Below are 17,515 nucleotides of genomic sequence, written 5' to 3' on the forward strand. Positions count from 1 at the left end.
GAATCAATCGTGGATCAGGCTGTCGAGCCATGCATATTCGGTCTTGGCGCGGTGCAGCACCTGCATGCTTTTTGCTGCGTAAATAATGCTGTCGGCATTGTTCGACGCCATGTGCGCACGCATCAGCGGATTGGCATTGAACAGTTTTACCGCCGTCTTCAGGTCCAGATCGTCGCCAATGCCCAAGTAATCGCTGATACCGAACAGGAAGCTGTCGTGGTAATCCGAAAAGGCGTTCAGATAATCGACGGTCAAACCACCGCGCATGATCACCTCGGAAACGCCGCGCTCGGCAACGTCGTAACGGGTTGGCGAGTCCCCGCCCAGCAGGCTGCGCATATCGCCGTCCAGATAGAAAAAATCTGCCGCGTTTGGGCCAATCGAATGGAAACGGTCGATTCTGTTGGTGTGCAACATTTCATGACCCAAAGACATGCTCAACTCCCCCTGCCGCATGTACTTGCGATTGAGGAAGAACCGGCCATGAAAATCGCCCTTGTACATCCAGGCTTCGCTGTTGGTATCGGTATCAACCCCGAGGAATTTTTCCTCCCCCCAACGCCCTTGATACTCCCTGGAAAGCGCCAGACCTCGCGCGACTGATTCAGCAACCTGCGAGGCAACGGCGCGATGCTCGCTGCCAAAGAAACTTTCATGAACGGCCGCGGTTTCTGTGTCATTCAGACCTGCGACGTGAGCGGCATCCGCGAAAATGCCTTCAACCACGCGCAGTTCCGAACGAATCAAGGCTGCCTCCTCCGACGCAAACTGCTTCAACCCGCGCGCAACCAGTTGGGCGTCGCTTGCGGTCTTGCGTTCAAACGCATCATTGAGTCCGGTGTGAACCCGCTGCTTTTTTGCCGAATGATTTCTTACTTGGTGAATGAGCGCATCAATATCGATATCAATGACAGTGCCACGGTTACCGAGGCGCTGAGCACGCCCAGGCTTCCACGTTGCGCTTTGCGGATCGAAGAACAGTTCCGGCCCCGACGCCTTCAGTTCAGAGACCAGTGTCGCGCGATACTCACCAGTGGGTGCGCTCTGCCGAACCTGGACAATCTCGCCGGCACCGATATCGGCGTAAGTGCGCCCCTTGATGATCCTGAGACCCGAGTCGTTGGCCGCAGGCAGGGTCGCCGGCGCTCTCAAACGATAGCGCTCAAGTGTGGTGACCGCCGGGTGGATAGGCACCACCTCGGTAGGCAGCAACGATTCAACGGTGACGGCAGCGAATGGCGTGTCAGTTGGCCGAACCACTTCTACTCCCGCATGCTCGACGTCTGGACGAAAGTTCTTCACCGCAGGTGGGTGGTCGGGCAGTCCACTGCCTGACGTTTTACGTGATGGCCGCGCATCCGCCGGGCTACGGCTGTATGGCGAGGTGGCGGATTGACGAACAATGCCCATGAAAAAAAATCCTTTTTTTAAGTGAATCCTCCCGAATATAAACAGGACAGACATCGCGACAGTGGTCTATCGCGTGGGCGTCAGTACATCCGATGGCAGCACTTGGAGTGCGGTACATATGTATTGCACATGAGTGGCGGTTTTGTGCTTGGTTCGCAACCTTTCACGCTATAGTCGGCCTCTATCCGTCCAGTCACGAAACGATCATGAAGCAGACCCCTACCGACCTCGAACAGATCACTGCCACCACCCTCGGCCACTACAATTCGGTGGCCGAGGACTTTCGCGAGGGCACCCGCGATCACGATGTCAGCCAGAACATCGACGCGCTGTTGCGACACATTCAGGGCACGGCACCGTTCACGATTCTTGATTTCGGCTGTGGGCCGGGGCGGGATCTGCAGACGTTCACGCGCATGGGCCATGTTGCTGTCGGCCTCGACGGCTCGGAAAAATTTGCGCAGATGGCGCGTGAGGACAGTGGTTGCGAAGTGCTGCAGCAAGATTTCCTGAAGCTGGATTTGCCCGCAGCGCGCTTCGACGGCGTTTTCGCCAACGCGGTGCTGTTCCATGTGCCGTTGCAGGAACTGCCGCGGGTTTTGCAGCAACTGCACGGCAGCCTGAAAGCGGGTGGCGTGCTGTTCAGTTCCAATCCACGCGGCAATAACAGCGAGGGCTGGAACGGCCCGCGTTATGGCTCTTATCACGATCTGGAGGCGTGGCGCGGGTTGCTCACGGCGGCCGGTTTCGTCGAGCTGGAACACTACTTCCGGCCAGCGGGGCTGCCGCGAGAGCAACAGCCGTGGCTGGCGAGTGTTTGGCGCAAGGCCTGACTCAGGGAGCGTTCTGCACCCGGTAGTGGCTCACCGTACCGTCGGGCAGCAACACCGTGAGGCTCTCGCCCGGCAGGGTCTGGCCGCGCACTTCACGCGCGGCTTGATCGAAGTTGGCCTGCAATCGAGTACCGTCCGCAAAGGTTGTCTGCTGCACGCGCCGATCATCGCTTAGCCATTCGAATCCGGTCATCTCCTGCTTCGCCAGACGTTCATGCAACGGGCGGAAAAAAACGTCCTGCCGCGCCATCAGCGGCAGCCGCTGCGCAAGCGTCGCCGCGCTCAGGTGATACAGCGGCGGCACGTTGTAGAGCAACTGCGTAAGCTCATTCGCCGCCCGCACGTTGCTCAGCTTCAGGCTGTCGTACAACCAGTGATGCGTGGTGATGACCGAACCGTGGAACACTGCCTGATACAGCGGCAAACGGCTGGCCGGATCAAAGTGGATGCGGCGGTACGGTTCTTTGATCGGCACAGGCTTGAAGAACACCGCCGGTTGCTCCGGCGGATACCATTTGCCGACGAAGTATTCAGAGGCAGGATTTTTGCTCATGTCGACATCGCCCCAGCCGATCACGGGCGTCTGCATGCCATGGGCAAACAGCACGCCTTGCGCTGTGGTCGCGTTGCCATCCTCGGAGCCGGTGGGCAGTTGCAAGACCTGATTGATCCAGCGTGAAGCCTCGACGTTACTTTCGGCATTTTGCGCTTGCGTCATCGTGGCGCCGGGACGGTAACTGTCGAGCACCATGCCCGTGGCGTAGGCGTCGAGAAACCAACTGTTGAAACCGGCAGCGGCGCTGATGGCGGTGACGCGTCTCTCCAGCAACGGCCGTACGCAACGCGGATCGGTGTAGTGTCCGGACTGCTGGAATCCGGTTTTCAGCGTGCGGTTTTCCAGCACGATGGCGCATTCGGTGTTCGCCATGTCGCCCAGGTGCGCGGTGATCCAGTCCGGGTTTTCGTCCCGGCTCAGGGCGGTCTGGTAGGAGTCATACGGCGCGATCAGATACCCCGCCTTCACCGCTGCGCGAACCACCTCCGGATGCCAGAGTCCGCCCTCCCAACCCTCGCCAAGCCCCAGCCACAAACGCGTCAGCCCTGCACTGTGCAAGCGTTCAAGGGTATCGAGCGACAAGGTGCTGCCCCAGCGCTTGGGATCGGCGGTCAAGGCGCCCGCGAATTCGCCGGCCAGTTGCCCGCGAAGGGCGCCATAACCACTGACCAGTGCCTGCATGTCCGGCACCGCGCGCGCTTGCCAGGTTTTGCGCGCCAGGGTGTCGAGCGCGCGATTGAGACTGCGCAGCAGCACCGTTTTCTGGTAGCGATTGAGCACGGTTTCGCCGGCGAGCATCTGCAAGGCTTCGTGATCCATAGCGCCGCGCAGCGCACTGGCCAGCGGCGTCTGACTGCGCAGTTTGCCGAGCAGCGCCGGCCAGTTGCGCACATCTTTCGCTCCCAACAGATCGTTGCCCCACAGGTAGACATGGCTGGCCCCCAGCAGCTTGCTGGCCTGCGGGTTTTTCTCAAGCTTGCTGCTCAGCGTTTCATATTGGCCGTTATCGATCAGCCATTGCCGGTAGCGTTTGGCCCCCGCCAACGGTTCGGCGTCGCCCAGAAACAGGCTGAACGTCAGCGGCGTCGACGGTTGCAATGAGGTGAATTGATGCCGCGCTGACAACGCCAGGGTCTGACCATCAGCGCTGAACAGCAGATGATTGTTGTACGGATTGCTCAGCAGCCAATTGAGGCTGAACCCGTCGTGCACGACGCCCCACAGCGGCAAGCCGAGATCCTGGGTGGTATTGAATGCGCCCTCACCGAGCAGAAATTTCTGCCAGACCTGATCCCCACGCGGCACGTAATGCCCTTCGGCCAGCGGCCAGATCAAGCCTTTGCCCATGGCGCTGCCGGGTTGGCGCAGGAACTCGAAGTCACCTGGCTTGCGCGCGGTAATAGAGAACGAAAGGTCGCGCTGATCGAGTTCAGCACTGAGGGTCCAGGCGCCATCATCCCATTGCCAGTCGAGGCGATTGCCGCTTCTGACCAATTGACTGACCTTGTGCGCTTCAACCCCCGTCGATGCCTGCACGCTGGCGCGGTCGGCCGGGGTGACCTGCACGGCGAGGGTCGCGGGGTCGATCTGCACCTGCCACAGCGCGTTGGCCAATAGCGTTGCGGCCAGCGTCGAGGGCGACAGGCACAGCCCGAGCATCAGCAGCAGCTGACGCGGCCAGCAAGCAATCGTAGACATCAGGCGTCCCCCTCCAAATGGAGGAGGGACGGTAACGCAATGGACGACGCTTGTAAGTCAGACCGTTCCCAAAGGTGTAACAAGACCGATCAATGTGCCGACGGCGATGAGTCTTTCTTCGGCTCGCGAATCTTGTACCAGGCCACGTACAGCGCTGGCAGAAACAGCAGCGTCAGCAAGGTGGCGATGATGATCCCGCCGATCATCGCGTAAGCCATCGGCCCCCAGAACACTTCGCGGGCAATCGGGATCATGCCCAGGCTCGCCGCCGCAGCGGTCAGCAGGATCGGACGGCGTCGGTGCTCAGTCGCTTTCGCCACCGCATCCCAGGGTTCCAGACCTTCTTTCTCCAGTTCGTCGATCTGCGTGACCAGAATTACCGAGTTGCGGATGATGATACCGATCAGCGCAAGAATCCCCAGGATCGCCACGAAGCCCATCGGCGTACCCGTCGGGATCAGCGCCAGCACCACGCCAATCAAGCCGAGCGGCGCGACACTCGCGACCAGGAACAGCTTCTGCACACTGTGCAACTGGATCATCAGGAACGTCGCCATCAAAAACAGCATCAGCGGCACGACCTTGGCAATCGGCCCTTGGGCCTTGCCGCTTTCCTCGACCGTACCGCCAGTGGCGACCTCGTAGCCCACCGGCAACCCGGCGGCGAATTTGTCGATGTCGGGCTTGAGCTGCTTGACCAGATCGGTCGGCTGAATCTCATCGCGCACCGCCGCTTTGATGGTGATTGTCGGCTTGCGGTCGCGACGCCACACCAGCGGCTGCTCCAGCTCATAGCGCACGGTGGCGAATGCCAGCAGTGGAATCGATGTGCCGCTCGGCGTGACGATCTGCAGGTTTTGCAGGGTCTCCGGCGTACCGCGTTCGGCATCTTCGGCACGACCGATAACGTTGATCAGGTAGATGTCGTCATCGACCTGGGTCACCGGCGAGCCGACGACGATGCTGTTCATCAGATTGGCGACGTCCTCCGAGGACAAGCCGAGTTGCCGCGCCTTGTCCTGGGCGATGTCGATGCGCAGGACTTTGCCCGGTTCGTTCCAGTCGTAAATGATTTCGCCGATGTGCGAGTTCTTGTCGAGTTCGGTGGCCAGTTCGATCGCGTGCTTGCGCACCTGATCGATGTCCTTGCCGCTGACCCGGTACTGGATCGGCCGCCCTACCGGCGGGCCCATCTCCAGTGCCTGCACGTAACTGCCAATGCCGACGAAGTCCTTTCGCAGACGTTCGCGCAGGCGCTGACTCAAGGCCTCACGCGACTCCAGCCCCTTACTCACGATGACCAGTTGCGCGTAGTACGGGTTCTGCAATTGCTGGTCGAGGGGCAGGTAGAAACGGATCGCGCCTTCGCCGATGTAGGTACTCCAGCGCGCGATGTCCGGGTCATCCTTGAACGTCGCTTCGAGCCTGTCCACAGCCTTGCGGGTTTCGGCCATCGAGGCGTTTTGCGGCAGGTTGAGGTCGACGAGGATTTCCGGGCGGTCCGAAGACGGGAAGAACTGGTTCTGTACAAACTGCATGGAGAATACCGACGCCACGAACAACGCGATGGTGATGCCGATCGCCCACCAGCGGTTGCGCATGGCCCAGAACATGCCGTAGTTGAACGCGCGGCCGATGCGACCCGGTTCAGCACTGTGCGGTTTGACGTTGGCGCTGAGAATGTGCACGCCGATTACGGGTGCAAACAGCACCGCGACAATCCACGACACCAGCATCGCCACGGCGATCACCGCAAACAGGGTGAAGGTGTACTCACCCGCCGAACTGGCGTTGAGGCCGATCGGAACGAACCCGGCGACGGTCACCAGCGTACCGGTGAGCATCGGGAACGCGGTCGAGGTGTAGGCGTAGGTCGCCGCCTGCTCCTTGGTCTCGCCCATTTCCAGGCGCGTGACCATCATCTCCACCGTGATCATCGCGTCGTCCACCAGCAGGCCGAGGGCGATGATCAATGCGCCAAGGGAGATCCGCTGCATGGTGATGCCGCTGTATTCCATGAACACGAAGACCATCGCCAGCACCAGCGGAATCGAGCACGCCACCACCAGACCGGCGCGCACGCCGAGGCTGATAAAGCTCACCACCAGCACGATAATTACCGCTTCGAACAGCGCACTGGTGAAACCGCCGACGGCTTTTTCCACGACGTCGGCCTGGTCGGAAACCGTGTGCACGCCGACGCCCACCGGCAAGTCGGCGGTCAGCGCCTCCATGCGTTGGTGCAGCGCCTTGCCGAACTCCTGAATGTTGCCGCCCTTCTTCATCGCAATCGCGAGGCCGATGGCTTTTTTACCGTCAAAACGAAACTCCGGTGTCGCCGGGTCGACGTAGCCGCGAGTGATGTTGGCGATATCGGCGAGGCGATAGAAGCGGTCATTAAGGCGCAGGTTGACGTCAGCCAGGTCTTTCTCCGAGGCAAATTGCCCGGAGGTGCGCACGGAAATCCGCTCCGGCCCGGCTTCGATAACGCCCGCAGGGGTCACCGCGTTTTGCGATTGCAGGCTCTGCACCACCTGACGCTGATCGATGCCCAGCGCCGCCAGTTTGCGCGTGGAGAAATTCAGGTAGAGCACTTCATCCTGCTCGCCAACCATCTCGACCTTGCCCAGCCCCGGCACTTCACGGATCTCGGCACGCACCTGTTCGACGTAATCGCGCAACTGGCGCATCGACAAGCCGTCGGCGGTAAACGCATACACCGAGCCGAACACATCACCGAACTCATCGTTGAACCCCGGCCCTTGCAGGCCTTGGGGGAAGTCGCCACGAATGTCGTTGATCTTCTTGCGCACCTGATACCAGATGTCCGGGATGTCCTTGGCGCTGGTGGTATCGCGCAAGTACACAAACACCGTGGATTCGCCGGGTCGCGTGTAACTTTTCACGTAGTCGAGGGAGTCGAGTTCTTCGAGTTTTTTCTCGATGCGGTCGGTGACCTGTTTGAGGGTTTCCTCTTGCGTCGCACCCGGCCAGCGGGTCTGGATGACCATGGTCTTGATGGTGAACGACGGGTCTTCCTCGCGACCCAGGTTCATGTACGAGAACACGCCCATCAGCAGCGCGACGAACATCAGGTACCAGACGAACGACTGATGTTTCAGAGCCCATTCGGATAGGTTGAAAGGCCCTTTCATCGTGGACTGTCCTCGTCGATTTTGACTTTCTGCCCCGGTTTGAGGCTGTTCACACCGGCCGTTACCACCCGCTCGCCAGCCTTGACGCCGCCGGACAGCACCACGGTGCTGTCATTGCGACTGATCAGGGTGACGTCACGTGGCGAGACGGTTTGCGCTTGCGGGTCGATGACCCAGATCCGTGTTTTGCCGTCGACTTCCTGCAACACGCTGACCGGCAATTCGAGACGCGGCTTGATTGCCGAACTGAGGGTGACGCTGATCGCTGTGCCGAGACGAAAACCGGGGGGCGTGTCGGTGAGCGTCAGGCGTGCACGCCGGGTGCGGGTGGCGCTCTGGGCCTGGGGTTCGATCTCGCGGACGGTCGCGGTGGTGTTGATACTCGGGTCGAGTTGCGCGGCGACCAGAAACACCACATCCGGTGGCAGTTGATCGACAAGGGTATCGGGCAGGTCGATCACCGCTTCCTTGATGTCCGGTTGCGCCAGCGTCACCACTTGCTGGCCGGCGGTAACCACTTGCCCGGCCTCGGCATTCCACGCGGTGACCACGGCTTTGTGATCGGTGCGCAGTTGCACATAGTCGAGCTGATCCTTGGCCTGGCTCAGCGACGCCTTGGCCTGATCCAGCGAAGCCTTGGTGGTTTTCAGGTCGGTTTGGGCGATGTCCAGTTGCGCCTGCGCACCGACGCCACGGTCGAACAATTGCTGCTGGCGACGGGCGTTGGCCTGGGCATTGATGTACTGCGCTTCAATGCGCGCCAGATCCCCTTGGGCGGCGCGCAACCGGTTCTGCTGATCGGTTGGGTCGAGTGTGGCGAGCAAGGCGCCCTTCTCGACTTCGGCGCCGACATCGACGTTACGGCTGGCGATACGCCCCGGGATACGGAAACCAACGTTGCTTTCGTAGCGTGCCTGAATGCTCCCGGCAAAACGCCCGAGGTCTTCCTGATTGAGGGTTTTCACTTCCACCGACAACACCGGACGCACCGGCTCCGGCGGCGCTTCTTTTTCCGAGCACGCGGCCAGCGCCAGCAGCACCGTGAGCAACAACAGGCGCGTCATGGCTGGGCTCCCACTTGCAGATCCTTGTAAGTGTTTTCGGCAATCTCGACTTTCATCCCCGGATGCAGCAACTGGCCGCCGGCGATGATCACTTTGTCGCCAGCCTTCAAACCGTCGCTGACGATGACTTTGCCGGTCAGGTAACGCCCAACCGTGACCGTGTGCAGTTGCGCGCGGCCCTCGCCATCAATGATCCACACCGCCGGCTCGCTGAGATTTTTGGTCAGCGCCGACCACGGCAGTTCCACGGCGGATTGGCCGGGCGTCTTGGCCGTGGCGCTGACCACCGAGCCGAGCTGCATGCCTTCCGGCAGGCTATCGAGGGTGACTTTGACCTGCACGGTGCCGGTCTGCGCGGATACCGCCGGAGTGATTTCACGCACCGTGCCGGTGGTTTTGATTTTCGGATTATCGAGCAGGCTGACTTCAATCGAGCGATCCGTCGGCGGTCCGGCCAACAGCGACTCGTAGACGTTGAACACCGCGTCGCGCTCACCGTCACGGGCCAGGCTGTAGATCGGCACGGTGGCTTGCACGACCTGGCCAACTTCGGCCTGGCGCGCGGTGATGATCCCCGGCGCTTCGGCGATCAGCGAGGTGTAGCTCAGTTGCTCGCGGGCATTGGCCAGTTGTGCCTGAGCGGCCGTCAGCGCGCTCTGGCTGCTGCGCAATTGTGCTTGCGCGGCGTCATATTCGGATTGGCTGGTGTAGCCCTTGGGCAAGAGTTTCTGCTGGCGGACGAAAGCCGCTGCGCTCTGTTTGACCCGCGCCTGCTCGGCCACCACTTGTGCTTGTGCGGAGTCGACGTTGGTCTGCAAATCTTTCGGATCGAGTTTGGCCAGCACCTGTTTGGCGGTGACGCGGTCGCCGACGTCAACCGAACGCTGGATAATCTTGCCGCCGACACGGAACGACAGATCGGTCTGGACCCGCGCCTGAACGTCGCCGGTCAGCGTCACCGAAGCCGCGTAATCGGCCGGTTTGACCTCTTGCACGAAGACCCGGGGCAGTTCTTTTTCGACCTGTTTCTTGTCGCCACAGGCGGCCAGCAATGTGAGCAGGCCGAGCACGACCACTGTTTTCAATCCGGGACTCGCCATGCAGACTCCTTCCTGTGTACGAACGTGCAAGTGACGATACGACTGTGAGCTTAGAACAGGGTTCCGCCATTGCTCGCATGATGCTGCATTTACCCCTGCAGGCGCTGCAGCCGGCGGCGATCTTTTGCTTTTTAGATCAAGATCAAAAGCTCGCCGCCGGCGGCAAAGCCTACAATGCGATCGTTTAACTGCCCCCGCGCAGGAACGATCAAGAGAAGGATTTCCATGCTCAAGACCCTCGCGGTGGCCAATTACCGCTCGATCAATAAATTGGTGATCCCGCTGGGTCGGCTGAACCTGATCACCGGCCCCAACGGCAGCGGCAAGTCTAACCTGTACCGGGCGCTGCGCCTGTTGGCGGAAACTGCGCAGGGCGGCGTGGTCAATGCGCTGGCCCGTGAAGGCGGGCTGGATTCAACGTTCTGGGCCGGGCCGGAAACCATCAGTCGCCGGATGCGCAACGGTGAGGTGGCGATCGAGCCGACGGTGCGCCAAGGCGTCAAACGCCTGCGCCTGGGGTTTGCCGGGGAGGATTTCAGTTATTCGATTGCCTTGGGCTTGCCCGAGCCGAGCCGCTCGTACTTTTCCCTCGACCCGGAAATCAAAAAAGAATGCATCTGGGCCGGGCCGCTCTATCGCCCCGCCAGCCTGCTGGTGGATCGCAACGGGTCGATGATCCGTGCTCGCGAGGGCCGCAGTTGGGATGTATTGGCACAACACACGCCGAACTTCGACAGCCTGTTCGATCAGGTCGGCAGCCTGCGCAGCTCGCCGGAAGTGTTCCAGATGCGCGAGTTCATCCGCCGCTGGCGCTTCTACGATCACTTTCGCAGCGATGCCGACGCCGCGGTGCGCAAGCCGCAACTGGGTACGCGCACGCCGGTATTGCATCACGATGGTCGCGATCTGGCAGCGGCGTTGCAGACCATCATCGAAATAGGCGATGCCGACGCGATGCGGGCCGCCATCACCGATGCATTTCCCGGCGCGCGGTTGCACATCGAATCCCTGGCCGGCGGACGCTTTGCCATCGAGTTTTTTCAGGAAGGGTTATTGCGACCATTGTCGGCGGCGGAGCTGTCGGACGGGACGTTGCGTTATCTGCTGCTGGTCGCGGCATTGCTCACGCCACGACCACCGTCGTTGATGGTGCTGAACGAACCAGAAACCAGTCTGCACCCGGACCTGCTGCCTGCGCTGGCGCGGTTGATTATCAAGGCGTCGCAAGAGTGTCAGGTGTGGGTGGTATCCCATGCGCGGCGATTGATTTCGGCGTTGCAGGAAGACCCGGAGTGCAATTGCATTGTGCTGGAGAAGACGCTGGGGCAGACCGGGATTGTCGGGCAGCGCGTGCTGGATGAGCCGGCGTGGCATTGGCCTGACTGATCCCGAAACCAAAAAGATCGTGGCCTGCGGCAGATTCTGGGCTGCCACGAAAACGGTTAAAGCCTATTGGTATCAAGCAAAAACCTGTCCTTGAATTTGCCGGGAAGGAATAAGAAAGCTATTTTCCTTTTCGCTGTAGGAAGGATCTTTTTTTAACGAAAGCCCTCCAAGGACGAACAGCTTTTGGCCAGACTCCCCCGGCCAACCCCCATAACAAGGAAGAAAACATGGACGTAAAAGTGCCGCAGCGACTGGATCCGCAGGAGATTGTGAAATTGTTGATGGCGTTGAGGAGGGCTTTGAAGGCCCGGGTGGCCTGAGAATCAAAAGCCCCTCACCCCAAGCCCTCTCACGGAGGGAGAGGGGCCGACCGAGGTGTCTGGCGTTTTACATCGACCTGAAAAATCGAGTCGATTATGGATTCAGCAGAGCTCTTTCACGTCGGCGTACTTCTAAAGCATCCCCCGATCAGTCCCCTCTCCCTCCGGGAGAGGGTTAGGGTGAGGGGCTTTTAAAGGCACACACAAAAACGCCGATGCCCATCACTGGCCATCGGCGTTTTTACACCTGAAGGGGGTGTTTTAAAACGTCAGATCAGAACGCCGGCAGTACTGCGCCGTTGTACTTCTTCTCGATGAACGCTTTGACTTCCGGGCTGGTCAGGGCTTTGGCCAGTTTCTGGATCGCGTCGCTGTTCTTGTTGTCCTCACGGGCCACCAGGAAGTTCACGTACGGCGAATCAGCACCTTCGATCACCAAAGCATCCTTGTTTGGGTTCAAACCTGCTTCCAGCGCGTAGTTGGTGTTGATCATGTCCAGATCAACTTCCTTCAGAACGCGTGGCAGCAGCGCCGATTCCAGTTCCTTGAACTTGAAGTTGTGCGGGTTCTTGGCGATGTCTTTCGGCGTTGCCAGGGCGTTCTTCGGGTCTTTCAGTTCGATCAGGCCAGCCTTCTGCAGCAGGATCAGGGCGCGGCCGCTGTTGCTGCCTTCGTTCGGGATGGCGATGGTTGCGCCGTCCGGCAGTTCAGCCAGGGTTTTGTATTTGCTCGAGTAGCCACCGAACGGTTCAACGTGCACGCCTTGCACAGTCACCAGATACTTGGACTTGTCTTCCTTGTATTTGCCCTGGTTGAAGCTGTTCAGGTACGGCAGGGTCTGGAAGTAGTTGGCATCCAGACGCTTCTCGCCCACCTGTACGTTCGGCTGCACGTAGTCGGTGAAGACTTTGATTTCCAGATCCACGCCTTCTTTGGCGAGGGTCGGTTTGATCAGCTCAAGAATTTCAGCGTGCGGCACCGGGGTCGCCGCGACTACCAGTTTCTCGCCGGCCTGGGCCAGGGAAGCAGTCAGAGCAGCCGCCAATGCGGTAAACAACAGAACCTTTTTCATGCAGTGTCCTTATCGAAAATCACGATCGCCGATGGCGACGGCTATTAATTAAATACGAGTGCCAGTGAAGTGCTATCTCTGGCGTGAAGCGGACAATACCGGGATTTTTTATTCCCGGACAATAACGTTTATTCAGCTTCATATTCCATTTTGTTCATGTTGAACAAAATGGTTACAAGCCCTCACTCAAACGAATCAGCAATTCTTTCAACGCTTTACGCTCATCGACACTGCCACCGATGTTGATTTGCGTCACCAGCCGCTCGATCTGAACCTGCGGGCCAGACGCGTCGGGCAGGTTCAGGTGCTCCGGCAGAATCTCGTCGCCGGTGCTCACCAACAAGGCAAAGTGAATGACGTTTTCCAGCTCACGGGTGTTGCCCGGCCAGCTGTGTTGTTCAAGCACGTGTTGCGCCGCTTCGCTGATTAACGGCACGGGCAGACCCAGACGCTGGCTGTAGATGCCGAGGAAATATTCGGCCAGCGACAGGATGTCGCCGATTCGCGCGCGCAGCGCCGGCAACTCCAGTTGCCCTTCGCTGAGGTAATGGTAGAGCCGCTCGTGGAATTTCCCGGCGTCCACCGCTTGCGCCAGATCGATACTGGTCGCCGCCACCAGCCGCACATCCACTGGGCTCGGCTGATGCGCGCCAACGCGGGTGACTTCGTGGTTTTCCAGGGCGGCGAGCAATTTGATCTGGATCGGCAGCGGCAGGTCGCCGATTTCATCGAGGTATAACGTCCCGCCATTGGCCGAGCCGAACCAGCCCGCGCGGCTGCTGGCCGAACCTGTGTAACTGCCAGCGGCGTAGCCAAACAATTCGGCATCGGCATAAGTAGGGCTGATCGCGCCGCAATTGACCGAAACGAACAGGCCACTGCGATCACTGGCGCGGTGGATGTGCCGGGCGAGCAGTTCTTTACCGGTGCCGGTCTCGCCACGGATCAACACTGATATTGATCGTGGCGCCAACTGCTCAAGTTCTTCACGCAGTTGACGCGAGCGCGGATCGACAAACACCAGCGCTTTGGCGCGAATGCTCAGGGGGCTTTTTTCCGCATCGGGAAAGGTCAGCAGCGGCTGACCGAAAGTTTCGAAACTCATGGCGGACTCCCGCCCAGAACCGCCGGCAGACGGGGGCGTTTGAAGAAGTAAAAATCAGGCGCGACGTCGGGCGTGGTGTTCCATGCGGTTTTGCAGGCGATAGAGATAGGCAAAACCCTGTTCCCAACGCTGATGCCCGGACTTCACATTGATATGCCCGGCACCGGCCAGAATTCCCGCCTCGGCACCCCAGTTACGCGCCAACTCCAGAGCGCGCGGCGCGCTGACGGCGGCGTCGTTGTCGGAGCTGACAACCTGGCTCGGGAACGGCAGCAGATCGCTCGGGATCGGTGCGAAATTGCGCAGGGCCGGCACGCAGGCCGGACGCTCGACATCCGCCGGCGCAACCAGCAAGGCGCCGCGTACCTGACGCAGGTATTGCAACGGCGCGGTCGCCGCCCAATGGGCGACAGTGATGCAGCCGAGGCTGTGCGCGATGAGGATGACTGGCGTGCTGTCGGCGGCAATCGCCTCGGCCAGCGCCGCGACCCAGTCTTCACGGCGCGGGGTCAGCCAGTCGGCCTGTTCCACCCGCGCGCTGTTTGGCAGGCTGTTCTGCCAGTGGGTTTGCCAATGATCTTCTGGCGATCCTTGCCAGCCCGGCACAATCAGGTAGCGAATTGATTCGTTGCGCATGGGGGAGCTCTCCTGCGTGTCTGTTCCTGAACGAGTATAGGGATGGGATTTATATTCGTTAAGGAATAAGAAGCTATTTATTAAGACCTTAATCGCATATACGTTTCCCGGTACGCTTTAGATCAACGGCCCTCACCCCCCAGGAGAGGCCTAGGGTGAGGGGCTTCTGCCGTAAATCCAGACATAAAAAAGGGCCGCACCCTGCCAAGGAGACGGCCCCGGAAAATCTTAAATGCTGTTAACCCGACCAGCCGCCAGCTAACCGCGCCAGATCGATTCCTGTGCAGATAGCGGTAGCCGCATGATGTATTCCCCCATGTAACCATTCCGCGCGAATTTGGTTTCGGTTTGATGAATTTTGAAATCGACGGGCACGCTGACCCAGCCGACCTGGATGACATCAGCCTGCTTGGCCGCCACGTGCACCCGCAAGTACCGCGGGCGAACACGCAGAAGCTGACTACACTAAAAATTGCGCTATCGAATTCATAGATGAGGAACGCGAGAAATTCTGGCGTTTGCATTTTTCGTACATCACACCGCACTGCTGGTACTAGCAACTGTACTTGTTTCATACCACACCTTGTACAGTACGAAATCGATTCTTGATGCCGTCCGCTTGGCGCCCTTTCAGGCCAGTAAACACTCCGTATTCACCAGCCGCGACACAGCAGCGTTATCACCTGGAAATTGATCTGGGGAGATTCATGGTCTGGCTGCGGCTGTGTGTTGAGTAACGAGGGGGATTTTGCGTGCTTCACCATTGCGGCCGGATTGAGGTTGTCTGAGCTATAGCTATCGCTTGCAAGCCAGCTCCCACAGGGGGCGATGTCGTTCAAAAATTTCATGAACCACACAGAACCTGTGGGAGCTGGCTTGCCAGCGAAAAGGTCCTTGAATCCAGTGATCAGGCCCGGGCTGTACGCGCTTCTTCACTCACCACGTCATCCCGGCGCACAAACCGGTTCGCCCGCCCGAACGTGCCGAAATCATTGAACCGCACGCCCATCTCGCGCATTACCTTATGCGCCACCGGCACGGTCATCTGGCGAATGTAAAACGGCTCCTTCACCACAAAATGATGAATGCCGTGGCTGCTGCCAAAGTTGAAACAGAACGCCTGCAACGGCCATAGCCACCAAGGGTTCAGCACCTGGCATTGCTGCATCACATTGCCCGGCTCGACATCGCCGTAGTAATGCATGTTCGAACTGATGAAGTGCAGGCAGAACGTGCGCAACACGTTCGGGCCAATGATCACCACGGCAGTGATATCAATCACCTGCATCACTGATAGCGTGGTCGCCGACCATTCAATCGGCGAGCCCATCAGGTAGGCGATGCCATTGGCTGCGTGGAAGCCTAAAAACACATACCACGCGCCCCAATGCAGCAGTGCCAGCGGCGCGTAAACCTTGAAAACTCGTTTGAGAATGTTCCACTTATGCGCCCAGGTCGGCGCCCGCAGCAAGCGGATGAACGCCGACATCATGTTGTCACCGACCATCAGCAACCGCGCAAAACCCCACGGTTCGCCGTTGGTGATTGCGCGCTCTTCCATGTCGGTTTCAGTGCCGGACACCTTGTGGTGATTGAGATGCAGATGCCGGCGAATCCACGGATTGATCGTACTTGGTCGCGCCAGCCAGACCAGGCCCATCATCAGGTTATGCGGCACGCGTTGCTTGCGGAAATACATGCTGTGGATCAGGTCGTGCTCCAGCTCATGGGTCAACGACGCGAAAAACGCGTTGAGCAACAGGCACACCCACCAGGCCATGTGGCCAATGATGTACAGCGCCGCCGAACCGATCATCCCAGCCAGCGCAAAGGCCAGAATTCCCGCACCCAGCGCGTCCTGATGCTTGAGAATCGGGTAGCGCTCGCGCAATTCCATGCCTTTGGCCAGCACCACTTCGCGAATATGCGCTGATCGCTGCGCCGCATTGTGTCGCTGGGGGCTTGCAGAAGTACCGTCCATGCTTCCATCCTCGGGTTTAAGATGTTCGTATCTTGCGTCGTGATGTTTGCAATGACGGTAGCCGAGAACGCCAACCTGTTGACCGGAAGCGCCAATCAGCATGAAGGAACCGACCTCCCTCGCCAGTTGGACCCGTGCCCTGCGCAAGCAACTCGACGCGCTGGGGCTGGACAGTACTGACCTGTGCCAACAGGCCGGGCTCGATCCGCAACTGATGGACGACCCCAACGCCCGCTATCCCCTGTCCGCCACCACGCGCCTGTGGCAGATCGCCGTGCAGGTCAGCGGCGATCCGGCGATTGGTCTGCGTGTGTCGCGTTTTGTCAGCCCTACCACGTTCCACGCGCTCGGATACGCGCTGGTGGCCAGTGGCAGTTTGCGCGAAGTGTTCGAGCGTATCGCGCGCTATCACCCGGTGGTCAGCGATGCACTTGAGCTGGACCTGAGCCGCACCAACGATCGCTATCTGTTCCGTCTGAAAATTCCCGCAGGCAATCCAGCGCCAGCCTTCGAAGCCATCGACGCTTTCGCCGCGATCTACGTGCGCACCTGCCGCAATCGCCTCGGTCGCGATTACGCACCACTGGCCGTTTACCTGCGTCGCCCGGAACCGCACGATGCGCATCAATGGCACAAAGTCTTCCGCGCGCCGGTGCATTTCGCCTCGGCCGAAGATCGCCTGGAGTTCGCCCTCAACGACTTCGACAGCCATCTCGACGACGCCAACCCCGAACTGGCGGAACACAACGAAGCTGTACTCAAGCGCACCATGGCCCAGCTCAAACCGCTGACCTGGGAGCGCAAGGTGCGCGACGCCATTGAGGAGCAACTACCGGAAGGCGAGCCCAGCGCCGAACGCATCGCCCAGGCTCTGCACTTGAGCTTGCGCAGCCTACAACGGCACTTGGCAGATGAAGGCTGCCGCTTCGACACGCTGCTCAACGAAAGCCGCGAAAACCTCGCGCTGCTGCATCTGCGAGATCCGCAATGTTCGTTGAGTGAGGTCAGTTATTTGCTGGGGTTTGCCGACACCAGCAGTTTCAGCCGCGCGTTCAAACGCTGGACGGGGATGACGCCGGGGCAGTTTCGGGATCAGTTGCGTTGACTGAACCGAGTGTTGAATCGTCAGTTCCGGCCCCTTCGCGAGCAGGCTCGCTCCCACAGAGAACCGCATTCCAAATGTGGGAGCGAGCCTGCTC

At 59.8% G+C, this 17,515-nt stretch carries 13 protein-coding genes; 4 read left to right on the forward strand and 9 right to left on the reverse strand.

Annotation, left to right across the window (positions count from 1 at the left end):
- Nucleotides 1–3 precede the first annotated feature (3 nt).
- On the reverse strand, nt 4–1,464 hold the full coding sequence (locus tag AB4P92_RS14255) for a hypothetical protein (RefSeq protein ID WP_395599614.1): 1,461 nt from the start codon (nt 1,462–1,464) through the stop codon (nt 4–6).
- Nucleotides 1,465–1,616: 152 nt separating this feature from the next.
- On the opposite strand from AB4P92_RS14255, the gene AB4P92_RS14260 reads away from it, so the two are divergent.
- A complete protein-coding gene (locus tag AB4P92_RS14260; RefSeq protein ID WP_395599615.1) occupies nt 1,617–2,243 on the forward strand; it encodes a class I SAM-dependent methyltransferase in 627 nt (208 codons plus the stop codon).
- Between the two features lies 1 nt (nt 2,244).
- Here the strand turns inward: AB4P92_RS14260 and AB4P92_RS14265 are convergent, their stop codons facing one another.
- From AB4P92_RS14265 to AB4P92_RS14280, 4 genes are all read right to left on the reverse strand, one after another.
- Nucleotides 2,245–4,497 carry a glycoside hydrolase gene (locus AB4P92_RS14265; protein ID WP_395599616.1) on the reverse strand — a complete coding sequence of 751 codons (2,253 nt, stop codon included), beginning with the start codon at nt 4,495–4,497 and terminating at the stop codon, nt 2,245–2,247.
- A gap of 89 nt (nt 4,498–4,586) precedes the next feature.
- Nucleotides 4,587–7,652, reverse strand: coding sequence for an efflux RND transporter permease subunit (locus tag AB4P92_RS14270; protein ID WP_042557110.1), 3,066 nt, complete (start codon nt 7,650–7,652; stop codon nt 4,587–4,589).
- Nucleotides 7,649–8,716, reverse strand: a complete 1,068-nt coding sequence (locus AB4P92_RS14275; protein ID WP_261736166.1) for an efflux RND transporter periplasmic adaptor subunit — start codon at nt 8,714–8,716, stop codon at nt 7,649–7,651. Before AB4P92_RS14275 ends, AB4P92_RS14270 begins: the two co-directional genes overlap by 4 nt.
- Entirely contained in the window at nt 8,713–9,816 is a 1,104-nt protein-coding gene (locus AB4P92_RS14280; protein ID WP_042557108.1) for an efflux RND transporter periplasmic adaptor subunit, read from the reverse strand. Before AB4P92_RS14280 ends, AB4P92_RS14275 begins: the two co-directional genes overlap by 4 nt.
- Before the next feature lie 44 nt (nt 9,817–9,860).
- Between AB4P92_RS14280 and AB4P92_RS14285 the strand changes: the two genes are divergently transcribed.
- Together AB4P92_RS14285 and AB4P92_RS14290 are read left to right on the forward strand one after the other, a co-directional pair.
- Nucleotides 9,861–10,004 carry a hypothetical protein gene (locus AB4P92_RS14285; RefSeq protein WP_395599617.1) on the forward strand — a complete coding sequence of 48 codons (144 nt, stop codon included), beginning with the start codon at nt 9,861–9,863 and terminating at the stop codon, nt 10,002–10,004.
- 37 nt (nt 10,005–10,041) lie between these two features.
- Nucleotides 10,042–11,202, forward strand: coding sequence for an AAA family ATPase (locus AB4P92_RS14290; RefSeq protein ID WP_395599618.1), 1,161 nt, complete (start codon nt 10,042–10,044; stop codon nt 11,200–11,202).
- A 594-nt stretch (nt 11,203–11,796) separates the two neighbouring features.
- Here AB4P92_RS14290 and AB4P92_RS14295 read toward each other — a convergent pair.
- From AB4P92_RS14295 to AB4P92_RS14310, 4 genes are all read right to left on the reverse strand, one after another.
- A complete protein-coding gene (locus AB4P92_RS14295) occupies nt 11,797–12,594 on the reverse strand; it encodes a MetQ/NlpA family ABC transporter substrate-binding protein (protein ID WP_395599619.1) in 798 nt (265 codons plus the stop codon).
- A 172-nt stretch (nt 12,595–12,766) separates the two neighbouring features.
- On the reverse strand, nt 12,767–13,699 hold the full coding sequence (locus AB4P92_RS14300; RefSeq protein WP_395599620.1) for a sigma 54-interacting transcriptional regulator: 933 nt from the start codon (nt 13,697–13,699) through the stop codon (nt 12,767–12,769).
- A 54-nt stretch (nt 13,700–13,753) separates the two neighbouring features.
- The gene (locus AB4P92_RS14305) at nt 13,754–14,335 is read right to left on the reverse strand and encodes an alpha/beta hydrolase (protein WP_115146066.1); all 582 of its coding nucleotides are present in this window, start codon (nt 14,333–14,335) and stop codon (nt 13,754–13,756) included.
- Nucleotides 14,336–15,242: 907 nt separating this feature from the next.
- Complete coding sequence (locus AB4P92_RS14310; RefSeq protein ID WP_395599621.1) at nt 15,243–16,316, reverse strand: fatty acid desaturase; 1,074 nt, start codon at nt 16,314–16,316, stop codon at nt 15,243–15,245.
- A gap of 100 nt (nt 16,317–16,416) precedes the next feature.
- Here AB4P92_RS14310 and AB4P92_RS14315 point away from each other — a divergent pair, with 100 nt between their 5' ends.
- Nucleotides 16,417–17,421: an AraC family transcriptional regulator gene (locus AB4P92_RS14315; RefSeq protein ID WP_395599622.1), complete on the forward strand. Its 1,005-nt coding sequence runs from the start codon at nt 16,417–16,419 to the stop codon at nt 17,419–17,421.
- The last annotated feature ends 94 nt before the right edge of the window (nt 17,422–17,515 follow it).

The organism is Pseudomonas sp. A0308 (assembly GCF_044218815.1).
Lineage (GTDB): Bacteria > Pseudomonadota > Gammaproteobacteria > Pseudomonadales > Pseudomonadaceae > Aquipseudomonas > Aquipseudomonas iridis.

What these genes read in the sequence shown, in the direction of transcription:
- AB4P92_RS14255 (WP_395599614.1), bottom strand. Translation starts at nt 1,464, where the DNA reads ATGTCTGTCCTGTTTATATTCGGGAGGATTCACTTAAAAAAAGGATTT.
- AB4P92_RS14260 (WP_395599615.1), top strand. Translation starts at nt 1,617, where the DNA reads ATGAAGCAGACCCCTACCGACCTCGAACAGATCACTGCCACCACCCTC.
- AB4P92_RS14265 (WP_395599616.1), bottom strand. Translation starts at nt 4,497, where the DNA reads ATGTCTACGATTGCTTGCTGGCCGCGTCAGCTGCTGCTGATGCTCGGG.
- AB4P92_RS14270 (WP_042557110.1), bottom strand. Translation starts at nt 7,652, where the DNA reads ATGAAAGGGCCTTTCAACCTATCCGAATGGGCTCTGAAACATCAGTCG.
- AB4P92_RS14275 (WP_261736166.1), bottom strand. Translation starts at nt 8,716, where the DNA reads ATGACGCGCCTGTTGTTGCTCACGGTGCTGCTGGCGCTGGCCGCGTGC.
- AB4P92_RS14280 (WP_042557108.1), bottom strand. Translation starts at nt 9,816, where the DNA reads ATGGCGAGTCCCGGATTGAAAACAGTGGTCGTGCTCGGCCTGCTCACA.
- AB4P92_RS14290 (WP_395599618.1), top strand. Translation starts at nt 10,042, where the DNA reads ATGCTCAAGACCCTCGCGGTGGCCAATTACCGCTCGATCAATAAATTG.
- AB4P92_RS14295 (WP_395599619.1), bottom strand. Translation starts at nt 12,594, where the DNA reads ATGAAAAAGGTTCTGTTGTTTACCGCATTGGCGGCTGCTCTGACTGCT.
- AB4P92_RS14300 (WP_395599620.1), bottom strand. Translation starts at nt 13,699, where the DNA reads ATGAGTTTCGAAACTTTCGGTCAGCCGCTGCTGACCTTTCCCGATGCG.
- AB4P92_RS14305 (WP_115146066.1), bottom strand. Translation starts at nt 14,335, where the DNA reads ATGCGCAACGAATCAATTCGCTACCTGATTGTGCCGGGCTGGCAAGGA.
- AB4P92_RS14310 (WP_395599621.1), bottom strand. Translation starts at nt 16,316, where the DNA reads ATGGACGGTACTTCTGCAAGCCCCCAGCGACACAATGCGGCGCAGCGA.
- AB4P92_RS14315 (WP_395599622.1), top strand. Translation starts at nt 16,417, where the DNA reads ATGAAGGAACCGACCTCCCTCGCCAGTTGGACCCGTGCCCTGCGCAAG.